Raw genomic sequence first — 25,489 nt, 5'->3', positions numbered from 1 at the left:
AGGGTTTACAGGCTCTTTCAGTCATTCCTTTAATGCGTAAATTGCTCTCTAACCACTCTCTCAGCCCACCCTTCCATATCCTCTCTCGATACTTGCAGCTCCCCCAACCCCTTTGGATGATTCACCCCTCTATGCCCGTCTTGTCCATATAATTGATCAAACAAACTATTTGGCCAATTCAATGAGCTCTTCACCACTCCACGCCGTATCTTTTCAAAATCATTCCGCCATGTTTCGCTATCAACGCCACTCAACACTTTGGTAGAAAGCATTTTCACCCCATCCGATGCATCCACCTCTAGCAATACAAATTCACTGCCATTACGTTGCACCCCAACGGCTTTAATCACTCTTGGTGAGCCATCTTTACACAGATGTAATCGGCTACGCCCAACTTTTGGCAAAACCAAGGTTTCTTCAAAAAGCACCCGACATGCAAATTTAGTTTTTAGAATTGAAAGTAGCTCATCAAAAGCAGCAAATCGATTAGCAAAAATAGAGTTGTAATTGGTTGCATCCTGCTTCCCACCCACATCTGCCGCTGCTAGGACACCACCTAAGTGTGGCTCATCAGTACTAACCAAATTACTATTTTCACTTGTTGTTGCTTCTTCTTTTTCTAAAATAGTTTGGCTACTTTTTCTTGCCCTGCGAGATTTTTCAATTCGACTAGGTCTACTAAAACTTATCCATGTCGGCTCAGCCTCTATGACTCGTGTGTCTGTGTCTATATTGGCTGTTTCCTCATCGTCCAACTGTAGATGCTCATCATCAACAACTGACTCTGTTGAAACCGCTATGTGCTGCGTACTACCATCACCTGCCTCCTTTTCCTGAAAAGAGGCATGGCTAATAGCTGTTGTGCTAGGAAGCATAGCGTTGATTTCTAAACCTACTATTTCCTCAACTAAATAATCCTTATCCTCGTTAGAAGAACGTCCTTTTACATGTAATTTCCAACCCTGCATGGGCGGAGGGTCAAAGCTAAAGCACCAGCTTTCAACGCCGTTCTTAATTTCTCTATTTTGTTGATAGTGCCTAAAAATACTTTCATACGAATCCATAACATCTTGATCCGAAAACAACCAAACCAAAAGCTGCACTACGGCCGACTGCTCTAACGCCCCTTTAGGAAACGATGAACTGGGTAAGATCCTTATCTCTAAATGATCTCGCTCAACCTCATACTGAACGTCGAACTCTTGCTGTAAAGCGGTACTGCTCAAACAGCTTCGACAGAAATAGGAGTTAATTAAAAATAATGACCGAGCTAGCTCTAACTGTGGGATGTGATAACGAGTCTTGCTATATGGTGTTTCAGCTTCGTAAATAAATGAACTCTGCGCTCCATCCTTGTTGCGTACGGAAGCAAAGGACGAGAGATTAGGAAAATCGATTATTTTGGCTCGTTGAAGATCCGATGCTTCAAACTCAATCACACGATCCGCCTTATTTATTTGCTTTGTTGTACTGTTAACCACCTTAGCTCGACTTAATAAAGGCAAATGAGTAAATCGAGTCCATTTCCGTTCTTGCATTGGATTAAACCAAACAAAAATACGCCACTCCTTATGACCCGAGTTACGGAATAAATGACCAATATGTACAACCTGCACATTGTCATTAAATGTAGCTAGCCTAACCACTCACTCTTCCCCATAAACCATTTCCAAGAATCTTTGTGCTTCCTCAGTTATCCGCTCTTTAGATAACGTTGCACTTCTTAATAATCGCCAGCGCCTAAGCTCAACATCTTCCTGTTTAAGCTTAATAAAAGCTTGGCTAATCCGTCTAATTTGATAATCTTCCACACTCTCTGAGTAACGCTTTAAGCAAAGCGCTACCAAAGGCAGTTTCTGTAGATTTTTTGCAAGAGAGGTTCCGTTAGGAGTTTGCTTTAACAGCCAGCTCGATGTCGCTCTTGGGTGATCAAGGCTACTATCTAGACGCTTTATGATTCTTAATAGTTGTCGTACAGCAATTCGATCTCTTTGGTTCCAATCAACTCTAGGGGCGGGTGCCAGACGCTCTTGTTGATGCTGTTGATTCCAGTGAACTAGCCAATCCCTGTCATGTCGGTAAAGCCAAGCGTATAGCACCCCACCCTCTAAAGACTGTCTTGCCGCCTTAATTCCTTGGTATTTATGCACTAGTTGCTGCCAGTCTTTATGCTTAACAGATAAATCTTCAGAGTTAGGTTGCACAGACTGGCTAACAGGTCTTGTCGTTATAGAGTGCTCAGTAAGAGCACTTGCCTGCTGTAGCGCTTCTATAACCGTTAGTTTTGGCAATAAGGCTTGCCACACAATACTATGCTGTAAATAACTAAAGGCTTTTCTATGCTTACGGAATATACTTTTCAGCCAACACGTGTCCTTGTTCTCTGCCAACTTTAAATCCAGTTTCTCTAGTGCCTCATCACTAAAAGTCTGCCTCACTCTCTCCGCCACCAAGTCATGACGAATGTGCTTGCTTTTGGTTAGCCCTAGATCCTGCGCTAAGCGCTGATAAAACAGCGTCCACTGCTCAAGGCTTGGGGAAAGCTCTTGCGCTCGTGGAGCATCTAACAGAGGGGCTATATAAGCAGCTAGTGCTGTTAATTGAGATAGGGAGTCTTTGGGGTAGTCTGAAAGCAGCTCAGTATGACCCAAAGCCCAAAATTGATGTCGGTGATCATCTACAGCTCTATCAAAGAAGACTAAAGCACCGTGTTTTGGACAATATGGCAAAGCGGGCAAATACCAATCTCGTTGCCAAAAGGCTTCCCCATACCTATTTAGCTGAAGAGCAACGCAATCAGGGCAGTATCTAAAGCGGTTATCGCTCTTAACTCTAGAAGCAGCGACTCCTAGCATTAAATGCACCGCACCTTGCGCTTGGTACTCCATTAACCGAATAGCTTCGTCTCGGCGCTCCTTGCCTACAAACGGAGCATATAAAGGGAATAAGGTATGCTCATAAATAAGCTGCTGAACAGCGTAACGTCCTGTTTGATGTAGATGTCTTGCTATCACACCTAAATGCGAGGGCAGACCTAAGGTAGCGACCACCTTGCGGTTGCCATACACCTCATCCAACAGCTGCTTAGGACTAACAATCCCTTGATAAACGCCTGCCCGTGCAATAGTGCTATAAATCAGCTCATTCGAGTACGGAACAGGAAAGTTTCTCATGGCTAACCTGCTTGTTTAAATAAGCTCGCCATATCCACTATTACCCCTTTCCCTTTTAACCGTTCATGCATGGTTTTTTCAGGTTGGCGTTGTGAATAGATATAACGTAAATCCGTATCAGGCAAGCTATCCCAGTCGCTGGGCTTGACTACCTTTATAGCCGAAACCTTTTTACTCTTGGAGGGCTTTTCTAGTTCTGACACTACCGTTTCGCCTTCCATCAACCACTGCAAAACAAGAGGCAGTAACTTTTGTCTTGTCATCGTTGGATTCTGGCTAAACGCTTTTTTAATAGTGGGAATTAACAGGCTTGAATCGTAATCCTCTTTCAGCATCAGATATAAATGACGCTGATCTTCGGTATCTAACTCTTGAAGGGCTTTTTCTTCTGGTGTTTGTTCTTGTATCGCTGCGATATCTAGCTGAAGTTGGATTAACCGTTTATCAATCTCGGGAACGACTAGATCAGAATAACGAGCAATGCGTTCTGGGATACCCGAGCGTAATGCCTCTAGCATGGGGTGCACAGGCTTTAACTCATCTTGATACACTTGCCGCAATAAACCAGCGGTAATACGCTCATTGCCTAAAGCTAGCGCACGGAGCTGAGCGAGTACAAAAAGTTTTACTACAATGTCCATCACTCCTTGGCTTAGCTCATACCACACATCACGGACCTCATCCGATAACAGCGCATCTTTGCGTTGTAAAAGCTGTAATTGCCAAAGATTATCCGTAAAAGCGATCCACTCTTGATTGGGCTTTCCACGTTGCGTTTGTTGTATAGGATCCCAGAATATAGCTCCAAACCCTGCCCCTCTACGTGCAGACCGCAAATCAGCCTCAAAAATCTCTCGTGCTTTAGGGGTACCAATCAACATCACTGGTACGCCAATAATATTCACCATCGTCACAAAAAAGTTCAGCATCTCTTGAGATCCACCCGAACGAGAGCGGCTTAAATGCTGAATTTCATCAATAACCAACAACCCTAAAGCATGTGCATTGGCTATTTGCGACATCAAAGCCAACATGGTTTCTATACCATGACGTTTTAAGCCATAACGACGCTCATAGTTCGAGCCCAAGGCTCGATCCAACGCTCTGAAAAAATTCAAGCAGATTTCTTTTAGCGAACCATTATGCGAGCAGTCTATTTTCAAATACACCACCTGCTCTACATTGAGTTCACGATGGTAAATCACCTGAGGATACGTGGCTAGAATACGATGAAGAGAGGTCGTCTTCCCACTACCAGAACAACCAATTAACAATAAGCTTTGTGCCGTAGATCGTGCCTCCTCAAAGCGAAATGTCTCCAACTCTCCCGTTTGAACACGCTCATAACCATTTTGTAAATGCTTTTGTAAATCTCCTGTTTTAGGATTTCTGCCTACGTAGCCACCTCGAATCATGACCGAAATACGCTCACTTAGTAGCAAATGCGTACCTAATGGCTGAAAATAGTCATCTGGAATACGACAAATGGTATGAGCTCTGATAACACGGGACTTTTGCAAGTCAGAGGAAGTAAGCTGTAAAGAGGATTTCAGTGATGCAGCACTATTCACTGACTCTTGTAATGGTGGTAAGGCCTCGATAAAAGGATTATCACGATAAGCCTCTACCCCCGTATCACGATAAACTGCTTGAATCCGGGTAGCACTCATGACTCATCCTTTTCTGGTGGATCCTGAAATAATTCAGGCACGTATGTGGGTAGGCTGTAATCTTCTTGATCATCCGCTTCCACTGCGTTGAAAGGAATAACTTTAGCCTCATCACCTGAAGAGCTTGGCTTCAAATGCTCCGCACGTTTTTTACGCTCCGAGGTCACGGCTTCTTTTTTATTAGTTTTAATCTGCTTAATGCGTGTTGATTTGGGCTCAGTAGTACTGGGCGTTAACTTATTCGCTTTCTGAATGGTTTGCTGAATAAACGCCTCAAGCTCCCTGCGTTTAGTTAACTCATCCTGCTTCGCATTGGCTTTATTGTGTTTTTCTTGTGCTTGTATATCCCAAACCTCCCAAAATGAGAGACCTTTAAACTGCCGACTACGTTCCGTCAGATTACAGCGCCAAAATACACGGCTGCCAACTTGCGGAAACAAATAAATCGTATCAACCAGCACTGGGTCATAAGCCGCTTCTAAATGTTGAGGTCTAGCTATATCAGTGCTCCGCTGCAACCAACCCTCACGCAGAATCTCTGACCCCGAGTAATACAAACCCCACAAATTAACGCCAAATGAAGAAATAGAGACCTTTCGGCGAGGCAGTAACGCTACTCGCAACTGCTCTTGCTCCACAGCCCTTAAACTACCTGTACGATGCTGCATACCCCATTGCCATAGCTGGACAGGAATAGACGGTAAATCTGTAGGAAAATCAGCATCTCGATCGTATTTATCCATCACCAGATGGTTATTTCTGAATAAGATCGTACGCAAAATAATTTGTGTGAACTCAAATACCGACAGAGATGCATCTAACCTATAGTCTGTTTCACCATGGCTTTTGATCCGACTGCCCTCTACAATGCCAGGTGCAAAGGACTTAAACTCGGCTTGTAGTGTTCTAAAAGTGCTTTCCACTATGCCTTTAGCATCGCCACGTCTAGGTGGAGCACTTTCCACTCGCACATTAAAACTAGAAACTAAGGCTTCGACCTGATGACTCATTAATTCGCCACGGTCCGCTAGCAACACATCTGGCAAACCTACACACGGCCAGTCTGAGCTACTAATCTCAATATCATGCTGGGCACAAATGGCCGTTTTGTCAGAGCAAGCATTTACAAAAGCCTGCATCGCCACCACATAAGACGGATTTTCAAAGCCGATATAAAAGCCCGTGATCATCCGACTAAACACATCAATCACAATGTAAAGCGTTGGTCTTCCTATGATTTTTTGGCGATCATGATGATCCACTAAATAAATATCAGCAATCGTGGCATCAATCTCATAACGACTCCCAGGGCCTAACGCCTGAGAAGTGGCTGTACTACTTAAGGGTCGTACGTCTTTTTTATATACCCCTGCTTTAACTCTAGACTTTAAGCGCTGAGCTTTAGGGTATTCTCGATCATAAAAATAACGAAACTGACGTAGTGTTGGGTAATCCTCTTGGGGAATGCGAGGAAAATACTGAGCAAACAAGTCCACAAATCGTCTATAGGCAACGGTGGTCTTTGTACCTTTTTGATTTAACAGGTGCTTTTCTATGGTCAACCTAAAAAGGCGTTCAATCTCGGGCGTTACCTTGGTTCCTTCACCCTTACCATATTCTCTGGCTCGGCCAATCTTTGCTGTTCCTGTCGCTGAACGTCTTTCCCCTGGTGCACCGCTGTTTTTGTAGTCAGGAATTAATGCATTAGGCGTTTGACCACGCTGCCAGTAACGGCGTAACAACTTATAAACTGTAGCCTTAGTAACCTTATGTTCTTGGACCACATGCTCAACGAGTTCGCTTCTGACTTTAGGGTCGAAACGATCCTTACTATTAATAATAGGAAGAATTTTTCGATAATCCTCCTCGCGCTTCTGGAAGCTGACAGAATCTACAGACGGCTCTTCTAAATCAAGATGTACATAAGGGTCATCAGTTCTAACTAAGCGGCCTTCATCTAAATACTGCATTAGCAACAACTCAGCCCTAGCTTGTGGAACTCCTTTATCAGCGCTTATTTGCATCCAGACAACTTGGCCATCCTCTATAGCCAAAATGCGATACGGATCATTATCAAATAGCACAACCTCATTAATTTGCCACATAGCGCAACTCCTCCATATTCACTACTTGGCTAATACAGAGATCTGCACACTTATTTGCCCTGAAAGACTTATAAATATTGAACTTAATAAAACCATTTGCGGTTAAGGCTCGTATCTCACTCAATGTTTTGCCTAACTCCAAATCATAAGCAATATCAACCTGCTTACAGACATTGATAATGTTTTCATCTCCTTTTTCTTGCAGGATATGGGCCAATGGGGATAGTTGTGCTAAAAGCTCCGCAGAAACTTCTTCTGTTTTCACTGAATAAAGCCATTCAATATTTTCTTTTACTACGGGATTTATTTCTTTATCAGTAAAAATGAACCAAGGAATTTGCTTTTGCTGCCAATAGCGACGCTCTAGTTCTAGTTTTTCTAAGGTACGCTCGTCTTGTAAGGCTGCTGCAGGTTTGACTTGAATAGCAAACTGCTCAAAAGGACCATCTTTGCAGTCCACTAAAAAATCAGTAGACATAACCTGATCTACACCACGAATAACAGGATGCTTAATACCACTATCTATTGCAATCTGCCTGGTATCACTAGGTAATAAGGGGAACTGCTCGCGTATATCTAGCACGCTGCTCTCCCACTCAAGACTGAGAAAAACAGCAAGCTCTAAGTCAGATAGCAAATGATGGACTCGTCCCGTCTTATGAGAATAAATACGGTGGGAACGACCTGAAGAAGGAACTTCTTGTACTGTTAGCCATGGAATATAGTCTTTACCATGCCCTTGGCCACGCCCCTCTTTAATACGACGGGCAATTTGCACTTCAGAAAATGAAGAGTTTGCTTTAGCCATAACAAAAGTCCAGTATGCTTTTTCACAGCATAACTGGACTGATTTCAGTTTACAACTATTCTGTCTAGTTTAAGACTTTATTGTCATAGTTTAGATCTATTTTGTTCAGTTTAAGACTTTATTGTCCGCCCACAAGAATAAAGTTAACTTTGACTTTATTTATTCAACTGTAACCGATTTTGCTAAGTTACGAGGTTGGTCTACATCTGTGCCTTTAATTAAAGCAACATGATAAGATAACAACTGTAATGGTACAGTATAGAAAATAGGTGCGATAAGCTCTTCAACATGAGGTAAAGAAATTAACTTCATCGTTTCGTTTTCTTCAAAGCCTGCATCTTGATCCGCAAATACATACAGTAAGCCACCACGCGCACGTACTTCTTCAATATTAGATTTTAATTTCTCTAATAGCTCATTGTTTGGCGCAATGATGATAACAGGCATATCCGCATCAATTAATGCTAATGGACCATGTTTTAATTCACCAGCAGCATAAGCTTCAGCATGAATATAAGAGATCTCTTTTAGCTTTAATGCACCTTCTACCGCAATCGGGTATTGGTCGCCACGACCTAAGAATAAAGCATGGCTTTTTTCTGAGAAGTCTTCAGCTAACGCTTCAATTACTTTATCTTTCGATAGCATGCTTTCAATACGGCTTGGTAATGCATGTAATGCAGTTGAAACTTCTTGCTCTAATGTCGCGACACCTTTAATTCGTCCCATATATGCCACCAGCATTAATAGAACGGTTAACTGTGTGGTAAATGCTTTGGTTGATGCAACACCAATTTCAGCACCCGCTTTAGTCATTAAAACAAATTCAGACTCACGAACCAAAGAAGAGCCTGCAACGTTACAAATAGCTAAAGAAGATAAATAACCTAACTCTTTAGATAAACGCAATGCAGCTAATGTATCTGCTGTTTCACCTGATTGAGATAATGTAATCAGCAAACTGTTACGGCGAGTTGCTGGTTTACGGTAGCGATATTCTGATGCAATTTCGACATCACAAGGAATACCCGCTAAGGACTCAAACCAATAACGTGAAACCATACCTGCGTTATAAGAAGTACCACAAGCTACAATTTGAATATGTTCAACTTTAGATAAGATATCTTCAGCTTTAGATCCTAGTTCACTTAGATCAATCGTTTCTGATTTTAAACGACCTTCAAGCGTGTTTTTAATCGCCAGAGGCTGTTCATAGATCTCTTTTTGCATGTAGTGACGGTAAACACCTTTATCACCCGCATCGTATTGAACATTTGATTCAATCGTATCACGAACAACTTCTTCGCCATTCACATCAAAAATATGAACATGGCGACGAGTGACCTCGACAATATCCCCTTCTTCAAGATAGATAAAGCGGCGGGTAACGGGTAATAGAGCCAATTGGTCAGAAGCAAGGAAGTTTTCACCCACGCCAAGACCTACCACCAGCGGGCTACCAGAGCGAGCAGCGACTAATAACTCAGGTGTACGGCTATCCATAATAACGGTACCGTAAGCACCACGTAATTGAGGAATAACACGTTGTACAACTTCACGTAATGTACCACCTTGGCGCTGTTCCCAGTTAACAAGGTGAGCAATCACTTCAGTGTCAGTTTGAGAAGCAAACTGATACCCTTTTTTAATTAATTCTGCTTTCAGTTCTTGATAGTTTTCGATAATGCCATTATGTACAACTGCAATCGTACCTGATACATGAGGATGCGCATTATCTTCACAAGGTTCACCATGTGTTGCCCAGCGAGTATGAGCAATACCTGTACCACCAATCACTTGTGTTTTTTCTGCTTCTTCCGCCAGCATTTGTACTTTGCCAGCTTCACGCAGACGTGTCATTTTACAGTCATTATCCACAACCGCTAAACCCGCAGAGTCATAACCGCGGTATTCTAAACGACGTAAGCCTTCAATTAAGATTTCAGCGATATCGCGTTGTGCAACTGCACCTACTATTCCACACATTGTGTTATTCCTAAAACTGTGCGTTTATTCGCACTTGGATGTCTTATACCTGATTAGTTTGTTCCCCAAGCCATTGTAGAAAGCGAGGATATTTTTTTGTTTTTAGAATAATAGCGTACAAGAAAAGGGCGCTAATGAAATATACGCCCTTTTCTTAAAATTATTGTTTTTTCTTCACTGGACGTTTCCATCCACTGATATGAGTTTGCTTAACTCGACTGATCACTAATTCGTTTTCATTCACGTTTTTAGTGAGTGTTGTTCCTGCACCAATTGTTGCACCATTAGCAACCGTAACTGGCGCGACTAATTGGGTATCTGAACCAATAAAGACGTCATCACCAATAACTGTTTTGAATTTATTCGCACCATCGTAGTTACAAGTAATAGTACCTGCGCCGATATTAACATTAGCGCCTACTTCAGTATCGCCTAAGTAAGTCAGATGACCCGCTTTAGAGCCAATACCTAAGCTTGCTTTTTTCATCTCAACAAAGTTACCAACGTGAGCTTTATCCGCTAATTCACTACCCGGACGAAGGCGTGCAAATGGTCCAACAGTACACTCTTGAGCTAAGTTTGCATCCTCGATCACCGTATAGGGGCTGATAATAGAATTATCACCAATCACACAGTTTTTCAGGACACACCCCGTACCAATTTCAACGTTATTGCCTAAAGTGACATCGCCTTCAATAATCACGTTAGTGTCAATGACGACGTCTTTACCGTGAGTTAACGTACCACGTAAATCAAAACGAGCAGGATCAAGCAACATGACGCCTTCTAATAATAAGCGTTCAGCCTGTTCTGTTTGGTAAATACGTTCTAATGTAGCCAGTTGTAAACGGTTATTCACGCCTTCCATTTCACTATGACGACGAGGATGAGCCGTTTCAATTTTACGACCTTCTTTATACGCTAACGCGATAATATCAGTAATGTAATACTCTTTTTGTGCATTATTATTATTGAGTTTACCTAACCAACGTTTTAAATCACCACCATTAGCGACCAAAATACCCGTGTTGATTTCAGTAATTTTGAGTTGTTCTTCAGACGCATCTTTTTGTTCGATAATACCCGTCACTTCGCCATTTTCACGAACAATACGACCATAGCCAGTTGGGTTATCTAAAATAACTGTTAATAAACCAATACCGCCTTCTGGTTTGACTTCAATTAAACGTTCTAACGTTTCTTTAGTGATAAGTGGAACATCACCGTAAAGCATCAGGATATCTTCATCATCAGCAAAGAAAGGCGCAGCTTGTTGCATTGCGTGACCTGTTCCTAGTTGCTCTGCTTGTAGTACCCAATTAACAGGTTGTGAACCTAATTTTTCTTTCATTAGTTCACCACCATGCCCATAGACAAGGTGTGTTTGTTGAGCGCCTAATGACTTGGCAGTATCAATCACATGTTGAACCATGGATTTACCTGCAAGTTTATGAAGAACTTTAGGTAACTGTGAATACATGCGGGTGCCTTTTCCCGCAGCAAGAATAACAACGCTTTTAGCTGAATTAGACATAATTAACCCGATAACTCCCGTAAAGAATGGCAAGTAAACCTGTTTATGCCAAATAATACTACATATTTCGTCACACAAAATATTTCATGATGCAAAAAAGCCAGTTAGTGAAGAACCAACTGGCTTTTTTATTCATAGACTGCCTATTTACATCAACGTCGAGTCAATTCGATTACACGTAGTTTTGCAATCGCTTTGGCTAATTCTGCTGATGCTTGAGCATAATCAACATCACCATGAGAGGATTGAATGTGTTCTTCAGCTTTACGCTTAGATTCCAACGCTTTCGCTTCATCCAAATCACGACCACGGATAGCTGTATCTGCCAGTACAATGACGCCTGTCGGTTGAACTTCGAGAATACCACCAGAAAGGTAGATAACCTCTTCTTCACCCGATGTTTTTACGACACGTACCATGCCCGGTTTTATGGCAGTTAATAACGGGGTATGCTGCGGATAAATACCGAGCTCACCTTCGCTACCAGTTACCTGAATTCGTTTGACTTCGCCGTCATATAACTGCTTTTCAGCGCTGACAACTTTCAGGTAGAACGATGTATCAGCCATATCAACCTCCCGTCAGCCGTATTAAAGCTTCTTAGCTTTTTCTACTGCTTCTTCGATAGTACCAACCATGTAGAACGCCTGCTCTGGCAGGTGGTCATAATCACCGTTCAGAATACCTTTAAAGCCACGGATAGTGTCTTTCAGGGAAACGAACTTACCTGGTGATCCGGTAAATACTTCAGCAACGAAGAATGGCTGAGACAGGAAGCGCTGGATCTTACGCGCACGCGCAACAACCAGTTTATCTTCTTCTGACAGTTCATCCATACCTAAGATAGCGATGATGTCTTTCAGTTCCTGATAACGTTGCAGGATAGACTGAACACCACGAGCCACATCATAGTGCTCTTGGCCAACTACCAGTGGGTCTAATTGACGACTGGTAGAATCCAGTGGGTCAACCGCAGGGTAGATACCTAATGAAGCAATTTGACGGCTCAATACAACTGTCGCATCTAAGTGAGCAAACGTTGTTGCTGGTGATGGGTCAGTTAAGTCATCCGCAGGTACGTATACAGCTTGTACAGAGGTGATTGAACCTGTTTTGGTTGAAGTGATACGTTCTTGCAGAACCCCCATCTCTTCAGCCAATGTTGGTTGGTAACCTACCGCTGATGGCATACGACCTAACAGTGCTGATACTTCAGTACCGGCTAAGGTGTAACGATAGATGTTATCTACGAATAACAGTACGTCACGACCTTCGTCACGGAATTTCTCAGCCATAGTCAGACCAGTCAGTGCAACACGCAGACGGTTTCCTGGTGGCTCATTCATCTGACCATAAACTAACGATACTTTGTCAAGAACGTTAGAATCTGTCATTTCATGATAGAAGTCGTTACCCTCACGAGTACGTTCACCTACACCAGCAAATACAGAGTAACCTGAGTGCTCGATCGCGATATTACGGATCAATTCCATCATGTTAACTGTTTTACCAACACCCGCACCACCGAACAGACCTACTTTACCACCTTTAGCGAACGGACAGATTAAGTCCATTACTTTGATACCGGTTTCAAGCAGTTCTTGTGAGTTTGATAACTCTTCGTAGGTTGGCGCTTCACGGTGGATAGACCAACGTTCTTCAGTTGCAATATCACCTTTCATATCGATAGGTGTACCCAGAACGTTCATGATACGTCCCAGTGTTGCTTTACCTACTGGTACTTCAATTGGGTGGCCTAAGTTTTCAACTTTTAAGCCACGGCTTAAACCGTCTGATGTACCCATTGCGATACAACGAACGATACCACCGCCTAACTGTTGCTGAACTTCTAGCACCAGTTTTTCTTTACCATTCATAACCTCAAGAGCGTCGTATACTTTAGGGACGCTATCCTGAGGGAACTCGGCGTCCACTACGGCGCCAATTACCTGGACAATCTTTCCAGTAGCCATCTTGAATCCTCTACGTAATTCGTAAACCTAGCTGTTATACCGCGGCTGCACCAGACACAATTTCTGTAAGTTCCTGAGTAATGCTTGCTTGGCGTGCTTTGTTGTACACCAATTGCAGTTCTTTAATCAGGTTACCACCGTTATCTGTAGCGGCTTTCATCGCGACCATTCGGGCGGCCTGCTCACTCGCTAAGTTCTCTACGACGCTCTGGTAAACTTGCGATTCGATATAACGACGCAGTAAAGTATCCAGTAACGCCTTAGGATCAGGTTCGTACAGATAATCCCAAGATTTTTCTTTCAGCTCTTCATCATCACCTGGTGGTAATGGTAAAACCTGAAGAATTTTAGGCTCTTGAGCCATGGTATTGATGAACTTATTTGCCACCACATACAGTTTATCTAAACGACCTTCGTCATAAGCCTGCAACATGATATTGACTGGACCGATAAGGTCTGACAGTTTTGGATCATCACCCATACCAGTTACTTGACCAACAACATTCCCGCCTACTGAGCCAAAGAATGAAGCGGCTTTAGAACCGATTAGTGCTAAATCTACCTGCACACCTTTTTCAGACCACTCTTTCATGTCTGCCAGCAGTTTTTTGAACAAGTTAATGTTCAAACCACCACACAAACCACGGTCGGTCGAAACAACCAGGTACCCGACACGTTTAACTTCACGCTCTTCGAGGTATGGATGTTTATATTCCAGATTCCCTAACGCAAGGTGACCAATCACACTGCGCATGGTTTCTGCATAAGGACGGCTGGCTGCCATGCGTTCCTGCGTTTTACGCATTTTCGACGCGGCGACCATCTCCATCGCTTTAGTGATCTTCTGTGTGTTTTGCACACTGGCGATCTTCGAACGTATCTCTTTTGCGCCGGCCATTTCTGCTTCTCCTCATGAACCAGACGGCCTAATGTTTAACTATTAGGCCGAATAGTTATTACCAGGACTGAGTCGCTTTGAAGTTTTCTAGCACGCCTTTCAGCTTCGCTTCGATTTCTTCGTTATAAGTACCAGTCTGGTTGATTTCTTTCAATAAATCAGCATGTTCACGAGAGGCATAAGCTAATAAAGCCGCTTCAAATGGCACAACTTTTGAAATTTCAACATCTTCCAGATAACCACGTTCTGCTGCAAACAGTGATAAAGACTGTTGTGCGACAGACATTGGTTCGTACTGTTTCTGTTTCAGCAATTCAGTCACTTTCTGACCGTGGTTTAATTGTTTACGGGTAGCATCGTCCAGATCGGAAGCGAACTGTGAGAATGCTGCCAGCTCACGATACTGCGCAAGAGCAGTACGGATACCACCAGAAAGTTTCTTCATGATCTTAGTCTGAGCTGCACCACCAACACGAGATACGGAGATCCCTGGGTTAACAGCTGGACGGATACCTGCGTTAAACAGGTTAGATTCTAAGAAGATCTGACCATCGGTAATAGAGATTACGTTCGTAGGAACGAATGCAGAAACGTCCCCTGCTTGCGTTTCGATAATTGGTAACGCAGTTAGAGAGCCGGTTTTACCTTTAACTTCACCATTAGTGAATGCTTCTACGTACTCAGCATTAACGCGAGCAGCACGCTCAAGTAAACGGGAGTGCAGATAGAAAACGTCACCAGGGTATGCTTCACGTCCAGGTGGACGACGAAGTAACAGTGAAATTTGACGATATGCGACAGCCTGTTTAGACAGGTCATCATAAATAATCAGGGCATCTTCACCACGGTCACGGAAGTATTCACCCATTGCGCAACCTGAATAAGGAGCTAAGTATTGCAGCGCTGCTGATTCTGATGCAGAAGCAACAACAACAATGGTGTTTTCTAACGCGCCATGTTCTTCTAATTTACGAACAACGTTCGAAATAGTAGAGGCTTTCTGACCAATAGCGACATAGATACATTTAATGCCAGAGTCGCGTTGGTTGATGATCGCATCGACAGCCAGAGCAGTTTTACCTGTTTGACGGTCACCGATGATCAATTCACGCTGACCACGACCAATTGGGATCATGGCATCGACGGATTTGTAACCTGTTTGTACAGGCTGATCAACTGATTGACGGTCGATAACACCAGGAGCAATCATCTCAACAGGTGAGAATCCATCATGCTCTACTGCACCTTTACCATCAATCGGCTCACCCAGTGTGTTTACCACACGGCCAAGCAGACCACGCCCAACAGGTACTTCCAGAATACGACCTGTACATTTAACTTTCATGCCTTCTGCTAAGTCAGCATAAGGACCCATCACAACCGCACCAACAGAGTCGCGCTCTAAGTTCAGTGCGATAGCGAAACGGTTACCCGGCAGTGCGATCATCTCACCCTGCATAACTTCGGCTAAACCGTGGATACGAATGATACCGTCACTAACGGATACAATCGTACCTTCATTGTGAGCTTCACTCACTACATTGAACTGAGCAATGCGCTGCTTGATCAGTTCGCTGATTTCAGTGGAATTCAGTTGCATATGCTCCAGTCCCCTTAAGACTGCAAGACGTCTGTTAATCGCTCTAAACGGCCACGAATACTGCCATCGATGACGAGGTCACCGGCGCGTATAATCATGCCTGCGATAACAGACTTATCAATTTTGCAATTCAGCTTCACTTTGCGTGATAGACGTTTTTCCATCGCTGCAGAAATGTTAGCTAGCTGCTGTTTAGTTAGCTCAATGGCAGAAGTTACTTCAACGTCAACCGTTGACTCTAGTACTGCGCGCAATTGAATAAATTGGCTCAATACTTCAGGCAACGTTGATAAACGGCCATTATCAGCCATAACACGAATTAAATTCTGAGCATGACCATCTAATTGTTCGCCACAAAGGTCGACAAAGATGTCAGCCAGTTTTTCTGATGCTAAAGAACCAGAAAGTAATTCGGTTACCTGCTCATTGCGTGCTACTTCAGCGGTGAACGCCAGCATAACCTGCCATTTATCGACAGCCTGGTTTTCCACAGCAAAGTCAAAAGCTGCTTTGGCGTAGGGGCGAGCTACCGTTGCTATTTCAGACATGCCCCTCCCTCCTTACAGTTCAGCGACCAGTTTATCAACGATGTCGCTATTAGCAGCTTCATCCACGGAACGTTCAATAATTTTCTCGGCACCTGCAATAGCCAGCATTGCGACTTGTTTACGAAGTTCTTCACGAGCACGTTTACGCTCTGCATCCAGTTCGGATTGAGCTTGTGCAACGATCTTACTACGTTCTTGCTCTGCTTCTGCTTTAGCATCTTCAATCATTTGAGTGCGTTGTTTATTCGCTGATTCAATGATTGCTTGAGCTTCTGCTTTTGCTTTTGCTAGCTGATCGCCTGCATCGGCTTTCGCTAAATCTAAGTCCTTTTTAGCACGTTCTGCAGATGATAAACCGTCAGCAATTTCTTTTTGACGTTTTTCAATGGCCGCCATAATTGGTGGCCATACGAATTTCATACAGAACAAAACAAACAGGACAAATGCGATGGCCTGGCCGAGGATTGTTGCATTTAAATTCACAGCACAATACCTCTTTCTTGGTTATTAACTAACTTGATGCTTTTACTGCTCATTGCCATCATTAGGCAACAGCAAACATCACGTAAAGGCCCAGACCCACAGCAATCATTGGGATGGCGTCAACCAGACCCATAACGATAAAGAACTGTGTACGCAGAAGAGGGATCAGATCAGGCTGACGAGCAGCACCTTCTAAAAATTTGCCTCCGAGGATTCCGATACCGATTGCAGCACCGATTGCAGCTAAACCCATCATAATAGCGGCAGCCATGTACAGCAGATCCATACTCAGGTTTTCCATGACAGTCTCCAGTTTGTTTCAGTTATTTCTTCAAAGAGTTAATAATTAATGTTCTTCAGATGCCATCGACAGATAGACAATCGTTAGAACCATGAAAATAAATGCTTGTAACGTAATAATCAGTATGTGGAATATCGCCCAAGGAAGGCTTAATAACCACTGTGACCACCACGGTAACAGACCAGCAATAAGAATAAAGATCAGTTCACCTGCATACATGTTACCAAACAGTCGAAGACCGAGGGAAACAGGTTTTGATAGCAGGCTTACCCCTTCTAAGATTAAGTTGACAGGAATAAAAATTGGGTGATTAAAAGGCTGTAAAGTCAGCTCTTTTGTAAACCCTTTTATGCCTTTCATCTTAATGCTATAGAAAAGGATCAGGATAAATACACCAATTGCCATCGATAGAGTAATACTCACGTCCGCAGTCGGAACTATGCGTAACGCAGGTAACCCTAAGATGTGTTCACCGATATAAGGGATGAAGTCGATTGGTAATAAATCCAGGGCATTCATTAACAGCACCCAAACGAACACAGTCAATGCCAAAGGTGCAATGACCTTGCTCTTTCCGTGATACATATCACGGACGCTGCTATCAACGAAACCAATGATCATTTCTACTGCAGTCTGGAATTTTCCCGGTACGCCACTGGTTGCTCTTACTGCTACTTTTCTAAACAGCCATAGGAATAGTGCTCCCATCAGTACTGAAAAGAAAAGTGAGTCAATATTTAACACCCAGAATGATGGCGCATTTTCAGCATGGGGATTGACCAACTCGAAAGTACGCAGGTCCAACTGAAGGTTATTCAGGTGGTGACCTATGTAGTCTCTAGTGGTTAATGCTTCTCCTGATGCAGACATGATGCCAATTACCCTTTTGTTGTTAAAAACGCTAACCGTTAATGACGGCTGGTGCAACGACCTGCATAACAAGCACCGCTAAGTAGGTCATGACCAGTGGTGCAAATGCCGCTTTAAACACTCCTAAAGCAACAATCAGCAAGGCTATTGATAATATAACCTTCAACCCTTCACTGAAAGCAAAAAGCCAGTTTATGCGAACTGGAGCTTCTTCTTCGTTGACTTTTTGTAAGCGCATTAACAAAAGAAAAGCAATATTGGGTAACCAACATGCCAACCCGCCTAAAAAAGCCGAAAAACTCCAGTCTGTACTCTTTAAGTAGAAACCCGCACTGAGAATAACAAAAGTCATAAACTGCAAAAATAACAGTTTCAGTGCAACTTTCCCGCTGTAGAGGGAGACAGACATGACGTTTGTATTCTCCAGACTAGCTATCGTAAAAGGTATTACTGAATGATGTATCAAACTGTCTTTGCTATAAAGTGTCAAGTGACAAAAACGAGCAAATTATACGGGGCGTGGCAATGAATTCAATCAATAAGTAGCGAAAAAGTGAAGATTAATTTAAATTTCTTACCAAGGTTCCATTTATGAAAAATGATTAAGAACAAAAAGAGTAAAAATAATAGAGCTGAATAAAATAAATAGCGTGATATATATCACAAATACAAAAGTATAAATAAAGCTTATTTCATAAAATATATAACAGAGTTAACAAATAACTTCCCTTTTATGAACAATTTAGTGGCAATTGAAAAATAATTAATCAATTTTCAATTAAATAAATTCAATATTTTTATAATGCACAGAATTATTAATTTATTTTGGAAATAAAAAGAGAAAAACGCAGGCAACAAAGGGAATTAAAGCAAAAGATAATATATTGTTAAATTATTGTTCCATTAAAGTGAATTTTAATACTTCGTATAATTCCCCCTAAAGCAAATGGCGATAACATTGTAAATGTTATCGCCAGAGCACAAAAAATGAAAAAAGGATCAGTGAAACACTAAATATTTGATTAAATAATCACCAAATGTCTTTGTTCATTCAATTCAGGTATGGATAAGCTAATCACTTTTTCAGGCATTTTTAATCCATTATCAGCAAGTTCATCCAACTCTTCTTGATGAATTTGTCCTTTCAGTGCATAGAAACGACCGTGTTCTTCCGTCACTAAATGAGAGCACCAAGAGAGCATATCGTTCATAGAGGCAAATGCTCGGCTGATAACACCATCAAAAGGCTTCTCTGTTTGGTACTCTTCAACACGGTATTGAACTGGCTCGATATTATTAAGTCCTAGCTCGTGCTGAACTTGTTTCATAAAGCGAACCCGCTTGCCTAAGCTATCTAATAATACAAAGTGGTGATCGGGACGCATTATTGCTAAAGGGATCCCCGGTAAACCAGGCCCTGTACCCACATCAATAAATCTTTCACCTTCAAGATATTGGCTCACAATAATGCTATCCAAAATATGACGGATAAGCATTTGTTGTGGATCTCTCACTGATGTGAGGTTGTATGCTTTATTCCATTTATCAAGCATAGCAACATAGCCAGTGAGTTTTTCAGCTTGAATATCTGTAAGCTCAATATTGGCTTGCTTAGCCAGCTTTTTTAGCCGATTAAGTAAGTCACTCATGATGCGCTCCTGCGTAATAGGCCTTGTTTTTTCAACCAAACTAATAAAATGGAAATAGCCGCAGGTGTAACACCTGAGATCCGCGATGCTTGTCCGATCGATGTTGGTTTGTGATCGTTAAGTTTCGCAATAACTTCGTTAGATAATCCGCTAACTCGCTTATAGTCCAGATCTATAGGTAGCGCTGCATTTTCATTGCGCAGTTGTTTTTCGATCTCTTCTTGCTGGCGACTAATATAACCTTCGTACTTAACTTGGATCTCAACTTGTTCAGCAGCTTGTGGTTTTGAATCATCAATACCTGGTGCAAAACGAGGGATTTTTTTCAAAATGTCATACGTCATTTCAGGGCGACGTAATAAATCTTCACCATTAGCTTCTTTAGATAGTGGTGTATTAAGTAACTCGTTAATTTCAGTAATATTATCTGCTTTAGGATGAACCCAGATATCTCTTAAACGTTGGCGCTCTTTTTCAACTAACTCAACTTTTTCGCTAAATTGTGCCCAACGGTTATCATCAACCATGCCTAATTCACGTCCAATTTCAGTCAGACGTAAATCTGCATTATCTTCACGTAACATCAAGCGATATTCTGCACGAGAGGTAAACATACGGTACGGTTCTTTTGTGCCTAGTGTGCAAAGATCGTCAACTAATACACCAATGTATGCTTGATCACGACGTGGGAACCAACCTTCTTGTTCAAAGGCGTAACGTGCCGCATTAAGCCCAGCAAGCATACCTTGAGCCGCAGCTTCTTCATAACCGGTTGTACCGTTAATTTGCCCAGCAAAGAATAACCCATTGATAAATTTGCTTTCTAGGGTTTGTTTTAGATCTCTAGGATCGAAGAAGTCATATTCAATTGCATAACCAGGTCTAATGATCTTCGCGTTTTCCATACCTTTCATGGAATTTACGATTTGCATTTGAACATCAAAAGGTAAGCTTGTTGAAATACCATTTGGGTAAATTTCGTTACTTGTTAAACCTTCAGGCTCTAAAAAGATCTGATGTGAATTACGATCAGCAAATCTCATCACCTTATCTTCAATAGATGGGCAATAACGAGGACCTATTCCTTCGATGACTCCAGCGTACATTGGGCTACGATCGAGGTTATTACGAATAACATCGTGCGTTTTTTCGTTTGTGTATGTGATATGGCAAGGCATTTGTTCAGGATGCTGATCCACATTACCTAAAAACGAGAAAACAGGCATTGGAGTATCACCCAACTGAACGGCTAATTGGCTAAAATCAATAGTTCTAGCATCAATACGAGGTGGCGTGCCTGTTTTTAAACGACCTACACGTAAAGGTAGTTCGCGTAGTCTGTGTGATAACGAAACTGATGGTGGATCACCTGCACGACCCCCACTGTAATTTTCTAAACCAATATGGATTTTTCCATCCAGGAAAGTACCTACGGTTAGAACAACAGACTTAGCACGGAATTTTAAGCCCATGCGAGTAACAGCACCTGTTACTTGGTCGTTTTCAACAATGAGATCTTCAACTGGTTGTTGGAAGATCATTAAATTAGGTTGATTTTCAAGAGTAGTACGAACAGCTTGGCGATAAAGAACACGGTCAGCTTGTGCTCTTGTTGCTCTTACAGCTGGTCCCTTACTTGCGTTAAGGGTTCTGAATTGGATCCCTGCATGGTCAATAGCGGTTGCCATTAATCCACCCATGGCATCGATCTCTTTTACCAGATGCCCTTTACCAATCCCACCAATAGCTGGGTTACAAGACATTTGGCCCAAAGTATCAATATTGTGGGTCAGTAATAGGGTTTGACGCCCCATACGAGCTGCAGCCATAGCGGCTTCTGTACCGGCGTGACCACCACCGATGACAATGACGTCAAAGTGTTCTGGATAAAACATGTGTGAACCTTAAATGTTACGAATGCTGAATGTGTTGCATTGGGAAAACGAATTCTACTCAACTTTTTGACAGATACAAGCGAGCAGATCCGCAGGTAATTATTTAAAGATCTTTTTATTTAAAGATCTCTTTATTAGATCTTTTATTAAGGAAGCGATCCTCTGTGGATAAGTGGATTTTCTATTTAAAGATCATAAAAGTGTAAAGGATCATATACTGTGAATGATCCGTGATCTATCTGCTGATAAGCTGGGATCAAAATGACGACTTATGCACAGGTCATTTCTTGATATTGCCTTATACATGGATAACTACGGGTTACCCCCTGCTTTTAAGCAGAGTTATCCACATTCGTTTGCTGTTTTTTTGTGTAATTTAAAGTAAATTTTTCCAAGAAGCTATCCATTCTTCTGCTGGATCTTCCGGAATGTCGTACTTTTGAATATCAATTTCGAGACGATCGCCAAGGCGAGTAGCCCCTTTTTCCACCAATTTTTGATCCAATGTTCTGATCGCACCGCAGAAAGTGTCATATTCACTACTTCCTATGCCGATCGCACCAAAAGTGACATTACTAAGATCAACGGAGTCAGCCGATATTTCATTAGCAAAAGGCTGTAGGTTGTCAGGAAGATCACCAGCACCATGCGTTGATGTGACCACCAGCCAGATCCCTTCATTTGGAAGATCATTAAGAGAAGGCCCATGGTGCAGGTCCGTCTCAAACCCTTCATTAGATAAGATCTCTGCAAGGTGTTCTGCGACATATTCAGCACTACCCATGGTACTGCCACTAATAAGAGTGACTTTTTTCATTAATGATCTCCTTATGTTTAAGACGCGCTATTGTACGCTGTGAATCACTTGGGATCTACCTGTGGATAATGTGGTTATAAAAAAAAATAAGAATTTACCCTTATGGCTTGATCGTCCTTATTATCGGGTTTTGCAGTGAGATCAGGGTTTCTGTTGATTGAATTTCATCGATTGTCTGGATTTTGTTGATAAGTACGTCTTGTAAGGCTTCTATACTTTTACACATAACCTTCGTAAAAATACTGTATTGCCCTGTTGTATAGTACACTTCTACAACTTCATCTAACTTATCTAATTTATCTAATGCAGTGTGATAGTCTTTTGCACTCTTAAGAATAATGCCAATAAAGCAGCAGACATCAAAACCGAGTTGCTTTTCACTAATATCAACTCGCGTTCCCGTAATAATTCCAGCCTGCTTCATTTTCTCAACTCGAACATGAATTGTGCCAGGGCTTACTTCGAATTTTTTGGCTAATTCAGCGTAAGGTGTTCTCGCATTCGCCATTAATGCGTGAAGTATGTCACGATCGAGATTATCGATCTGATAAATATTGTCCATAAATCCCCTCTGTTTTTAACGATAATACATTTTTATAGCGTTATTTTTAACGATTTAAAACAAGCAAGGCTATTTTTAATGAAGTATATTGAATTTAGTACCCATTTTGTTGCTTAATCTATATCAGCGAAACACGACATCACCACTAGGAATACAAAAATGGAAAAATCATTCATCCAGACTCAACAGCAAATTAGCTTTGTTAAATCTTATTTTTCACGACTGCTGGAAAAAGAATTAGGACTGATTGAAGTTCAAGGACCGATCTTAAGTCGCCTTGGTGATGGAACTCAAGATAACTTATCTGGTCATGAGAAGGCAGTACAAGTTAAAGTCAAATCTTTACCAGATTCTACTTTTGAGGTTGTCCATTCATTAGCTAAATGGAAACGTAAAACATTAGCTCGTTTTGGATTTAGTTCTGGTCAAGGTCTTTATACTCATATGAAAGCTTTGCGACCAGACGAAGATCGCTTAACTCAGATCCACTCTGTTTATGTTGATCAGTGGGATTGGGAAAAAGTGATGGAAGATAAAGAGCGTACAGTTCCTTATCTTAAGCAGACAGTGGGTAAAATTTATCAGGCAATAAAAGAAACTGAAAAAGCCGTCAGCGAAGAGTTTGGTCTGGTACCGTTCCTGCCAGATCAAATTCAATTTATCCACACTGAAGAGTTACTGCGTCGTTATCCTGACCTTGATGCTAAAGGCCGTGAAAAAGCGATTGCAAAAGAATATGGTGCTGTTTTCTTAATTGGTATTGGTGGTAAATTATCAAGTGGCGAAGCTCATGATGTAAGAGCGCCAGACTACGATGATTGGACAACACCAAACGAAGATGGATTTGAAGGTTTAAACGGTGACATTCTTGTCTGGAACCCTGTTCTACAAGATGCGTTTGAATTGTCATCAATGGGTATCCGTGTCGACCCTGAAACATTAATGCGTCAGTTAACATTAACAGACGATACTAAGCGTCTTGAGCTGGATTGGCACAAAGCATTAATGCATGGTGATATGCCACAAACTATCGGTGGCGGTATTGGCCAGTCTCGTTTAGTGATGCTACTGCTACAAAAAGAGCACATTGGACAAGTACAATGCGGTGTATGGGAAAAAGATACCCGTTTAGCTTTCGCCGATATGCTGTAATTATTGGCGCCAGCGTCGAAGTAAACGACTTTTTAATCCAGTATCAAAACGCCATATATGGTCAAAGATTTTCATGATACTGGGTTTACCGTAATTGGATAGGGTAACCGCATGGAAGCGATTGTGCTGTTGCTGTTGGCTTTTTTTGATTTTGTTGATTAGGTTTTCGGGTAACCTTTGGGCGACAAAGTCAGAAATAACAACAGCATCAGCATCTTTCCATGCTGGGTTATTTAGTTTTTCTGCTACATTATCTAAACAAGCACTTAAGTCCGTGCCCCCTCTAAATGACTGATTCAAAAACTTGATAAGATCTTGCAGACCATTAGACGATGACAATTGGTAATGTACTGTTTCAGTAGAAAATAACATCACATGACATGAACGATTATCAGCTAGTGCTATTTTCATCAATGCAAGCCCAAAAGCTTTAGCACACTGTTCGTTAAATCCCCCCATCGAACCGGATGTATCAATACATACAATAAAAGGTCCTCTTGGTCTTTCTTCATCATGATGATGAGTTACTGGACGCAATACAGTACGCTCTTGCCAATTATCTCCTTGTAATCGATAGGTATTGAGCTGTTTTTCCACCAGCTTTCGATAAAACTCATATTCGATTTCATTAATACCTAGCAAGGCGAGCTCTGTAGGGAGTAAGCGTAAGATATCATCACTGAGCCCTATACCATTGACTTGCTCTGGTGTTGTATCTGGTGCTTTCTCAACAATAGTGACTGGCTCAAAAATCACACTCTCTTCAGGAAGTGATTTCGCTGTTTTGCTACGACCTAGCAAACTTGCGAGTTTATGCAATTCAGGTTGTTGATCGAGAAAGTCGCTATAACGTTGAATAATTTTCTCATCGAAAGGCGTTTTTGTTAAAACACCTTTACTCATATCCCATAAACGCCCTGCTGCACGCTCATTTTCTGAGAATGTATTACTTAAGCTTCCACTTAGTGCCAAACGTTCCTGAAGCTCAGCAAGGAGCTGCTCTTGTTCTTGGTCAAATAGGGCTTTGTGTAATGCAGTGACTTGGAAAATTAAACTTATCCGCCAGTGTTGAATAAACAAAGCTTGTTGAGCTGGTGAAAAAGGCTTATTGGTTTTAATCAGTTGTGATGCTTCGTCAGTAAAAGAGGAGTCTAGCTTGTTTAATTCAGCCAGTATTTTATCTACTTGCTGATTAAACATCGCATTACCAAATGACTGCGTTTGTTGATAAAGTGCAAACTCATCTGCAATCATTGTCGGGACTAATGTCTCTTTTACTCTTTGCTGTAAGCTTTTTTTCCATTGATGGATATCTTTCAATAAGGCTTTTTTGAGTCTAGGATGCTTTTCAAAAAATACCGCTAATTGAGGAGATGCAAGTACAGCAATAATAACTTCCTCAATTAGCTGTCCTTCATTTATGGCTAAAAGCATATCTAATGTTGAAAGTGTCAGCATAATATCA

Annotated in this window: 22 protein-coding genes; 1 reads left to right on the top strand and 21 read right to left on the bottom strand. The window is 41.8% G+C overall.

The window, feature by feature from the left end; all coding sequences use genetic code 11:
* Nucleotides 1-29: 29 nt before the first annotated feature.
* From F1325_RS18830 to asnC, 20 genes are all read right to left on the bottom strand, one after another.
* A complete protein-coding gene (locus tag F1325_RS18830) occupies nucleotides 30-1,646 on the bottom strand; it encodes a Tn7-like element transposition protein TnsE (RefSeq protein ID WP_000251879.1) in 1,617 nt (538 codons plus the stop codon).
* Nucleotides 1,647-3,173, bottom strand: coding sequence for a TnsD family Tn7-like transposition protein (locus F1325_RS18825; RefSeq protein ID WP_001243518.1), 1,527 nt, complete (start codon nucleotides 3,171-3,173; stop codon nucleotides 1,647-1,649).
* Nucleotides 3,174-3,175: 2 nt separating this feature from the next.
* Nucleotides 3,176-4,843 (bottom strand): AAA family ATPase, encoded by a 1,668-nt coding sequence (locus F1325_RS18820; RefSeq protein ID WP_001276994.1) that lies wholly within the window; start codon nucleotides 4,841-4,843, stop codon nucleotides 3,176-3,178.
* On the bottom strand, nucleotides 4,840-6,948 hold the full coding sequence (locus tag F1325_RS18815; protein WP_000267723.1) for a DDE-type integrase/transposase/recombinase: 2,109 nt from the start codon (nucleotides 6,946-6,948) through the stop codon (nucleotides 4,840-4,842). The genes F1325_RS18820 and F1325_RS18815 overlap by 4 nt, the downstream gene beginning before the upstream one ends.
* Entirely contained in the window at nucleotides 6,935-7,756 is an 822-nt protein-coding gene (locus F1325_RS18810; protein ID WP_001029679.1) for a TnsA endonuclease N-terminal domain-containing protein, read from the bottom strand. The genes F1325_RS18815 and F1325_RS18810 overlap by 14 nt, the downstream gene beginning before the upstream one ends.
* Before the next feature lie 159 nt (nucleotides 7,757-7,915).
* Nucleotides 7,916-9,742 carry a glutamine--fructose-6-phosphate transaminase (isomerizing) gene (gene glmS / locus F1325_RS18805; protein ID WP_109373326.1) on the bottom strand — a complete coding sequence of 609 codons (1,827 nt, stop codon included), beginning with the start codon at nucleotides 9,740-9,742 and terminating at the stop codon, nucleotides 7,916-7,918.
* Between the two features lie 160 nt (nucleotides 9,743-9,902).
* On the bottom strand, nucleotides 9,903-11,276 hold the full coding sequence (gene glmU, locus F1325_RS18800; protein WP_109373325.1) for a bifunctional UDP-N-acetylglucosamine diphosphorylase/glucosamine-1-phosphate N-acetyltransferase GlmU: 1,374 nt from the start codon (nucleotides 11,274-11,276) through the stop codon (nucleotides 9,903-9,905).
* A 152-nt stretch (nucleotides 11,277-11,428) separates the two neighbouring features.
* A complete protein-coding gene (locus F1325_RS18795) occupies nucleotides 11,429-11,845 on the bottom strand; it encodes a F0F1 ATP synthase subunit epsilon (protein WP_109373324.1) in 417 nt (138 codons plus the stop codon).
* Between the two features lie 21 nt (nucleotides 11,846-11,866).
* Nucleotides 11,867-13,249: a F0F1 ATP synthase subunit beta gene (atpD, locus tag F1325_RS18790; protein ID WP_023583323.1), complete on the bottom strand. Its 1,383-nt coding sequence runs from the start codon at nucleotides 13,247-13,249 to the stop codon at nucleotides 11,867-11,869.
* 34 nt (nucleotides 13,250-13,283) lie between these two features.
* Nucleotides 13,284-14,147 carry a F0F1 ATP synthase subunit gamma gene (gene atpG, locus F1325_RS18785; RefSeq protein ID WP_006534342.1) on the bottom strand — a complete coding sequence of 288 codons (864 nt, stop codon included), beginning with the start codon at nucleotides 14,145-14,147 and terminating at the stop codon, nucleotides 13,284-13,286.
* A 58-nt stretch (nucleotides 14,148-14,205) separates the two neighbouring features.
* Nucleotides 14,206-15,747 (bottom strand): F0F1 ATP synthase subunit alpha, encoded by a 1,542-nt coding sequence (gene atpA / locus F1325_RS18780; protein WP_006534343.1) that lies wholly within the window; start codon nucleotides 15,745-15,747, stop codon nucleotides 14,206-14,208.
* 14 nt (nucleotides 15,748-15,761) lie between these two features.
* The gene (gene atpH, locus F1325_RS18775; RefSeq protein WP_006534344.1) at nucleotides 15,762-16,295 is read right to left on the bottom strand and encodes a F0F1 ATP synthase subunit delta; all 534 of its coding nucleotides are present in this window, start codon (nucleotides 16,293-16,295) and stop codon (nucleotides 15,762-15,764) included.
* A gap of 12 nt (nucleotides 16,296-16,307) precedes the next feature.
* Complete coding sequence (atpF, locus tag F1325_RS18770; RefSeq protein WP_109373323.1) at nucleotides 16,308-16,778, bottom strand: F0F1 ATP synthase subunit B; 471 nt, start codon at nucleotides 16,776-16,778, stop codon at nucleotides 16,308-16,310.
* A gap of 61 nt (nucleotides 16,779-16,839) precedes the next feature.
* On the bottom strand, nucleotides 16,840-17,079 hold the full coding sequence (gene atpE, locus F1325_RS18765) for a F0F1 ATP synthase subunit C (RefSeq protein ID WP_004246596.1): 240 nt from the start codon (nucleotides 17,077-17,079) through the stop codon (nucleotides 16,840-16,842).
* Nucleotides 17,080-17,124: 45 nt separating this feature from the next.
* Entirely contained in the window at nucleotides 17,125-17,949 is an 825-nt protein-coding gene (gene atpB, locus F1325_RS18760; protein WP_072071088.1) for a F0F1 ATP synthase subunit A, read from the bottom strand.
* A 31-nt stretch (nucleotides 17,950-17,980) separates the two neighbouring features.
* Nucleotides 17,981-18,358, bottom strand: coding sequence for a F0F1 ATP synthase subunit I (gene atpI, locus F1325_RS18755; protein ID WP_109373322.1), 378 nt, complete (start codon nucleotides 18,356-18,358; stop codon nucleotides 17,981-17,983).
* A 613-nt stretch (nucleotides 18,359-18,971) separates the two neighbouring features.
* Nucleotides 18,972-19,598, bottom strand: coding sequence for a 16S rRNA (guanine(527)-N(7))-methyltransferase RsmG (gene rsmG / locus F1325_RS18750; protein WP_109373321.1), 627 nt, complete (start codon nucleotides 19,596-19,598; stop codon nucleotides 18,972-18,974).
* Nucleotides 19,595-21,493: a tRNA uridine-5-carboxymethylaminomethyl(34) synthesis enzyme MnmG gene (gene mnmG, locus F1325_RS18745; protein ID WP_160230833.1), complete on the bottom strand. Its 1,899-nt coding sequence runs from the start codon at nucleotides 21,491-21,493 to the stop codon at nucleotides 19,595-19,597. Before mnmG ends, rsmG begins: the two co-directional genes overlap by 4 nt.
* 376 nt (nucleotides 21,494-21,869) lie before the next feature.
* Nucleotides 21,870-22,310 carry an FMN-binding protein MioC gene (gene mioC / locus F1325_RS18740; protein WP_109373319.1) on the bottom strand — a complete coding sequence of 147 codons (441 nt, stop codon included), beginning with the start codon at nucleotides 22,308-22,310 and terminating at the stop codon, nucleotides 21,870-21,872.
* 100 nt (nucleotides 22,311-22,410) lie between these two features.
* Nucleotides 22,411-22,872, bottom strand: a complete 462-nt coding sequence (gene asnC, locus F1325_RS18735) for a transcriptional regulator AsnC (protein ID WP_023583317.1) — start codon at nucleotides 22,870-22,872, stop codon at nucleotides 22,411-22,413.
* A gap of 159 nt (nucleotides 22,873-23,031) precedes the next feature.
* Between asnC and asnA the strand changes: the two genes are divergently transcribed.
* The gene (gene asnA, locus F1325_RS18730) at nucleotides 23,032-24,024 is read left to right on the top strand and encodes an aspartate--ammonia ligase (RefSeq protein ID WP_160230832.1); all 993 of its coding nucleotides are present in this window, start codon (nucleotides 23,032-23,034) and stop codon (nucleotides 24,022-24,024) included.
* On the opposite strand, the gene viaA is transcribed toward asnA, so the two are convergent.
* A complete protein-coding gene (gene viaA, locus F1325_RS18725) occupies nucleotides 24,025-25,482 on the bottom strand; it encodes an ATPase RavA stimulator ViaA (protein WP_160230831.1) in 1,458 nt (485 codons plus the stop codon). It abuts the gene before it with no gap.
* Nucleotides 25,483-25,489: the final 7 nt, after the last annotated feature.

This window comes from Proteus columbae, from assembly GCF_009914335.1.
Lineage (GTDB): Bacteria > Pseudomonadota > Gammaproteobacteria > Enterobacterales > Enterobacteriaceae > Proteus.
Note: the sequence above shows the minus strand (reverse complement) of the source record. Positions and strands in the feature narration are given on the sequence as shown.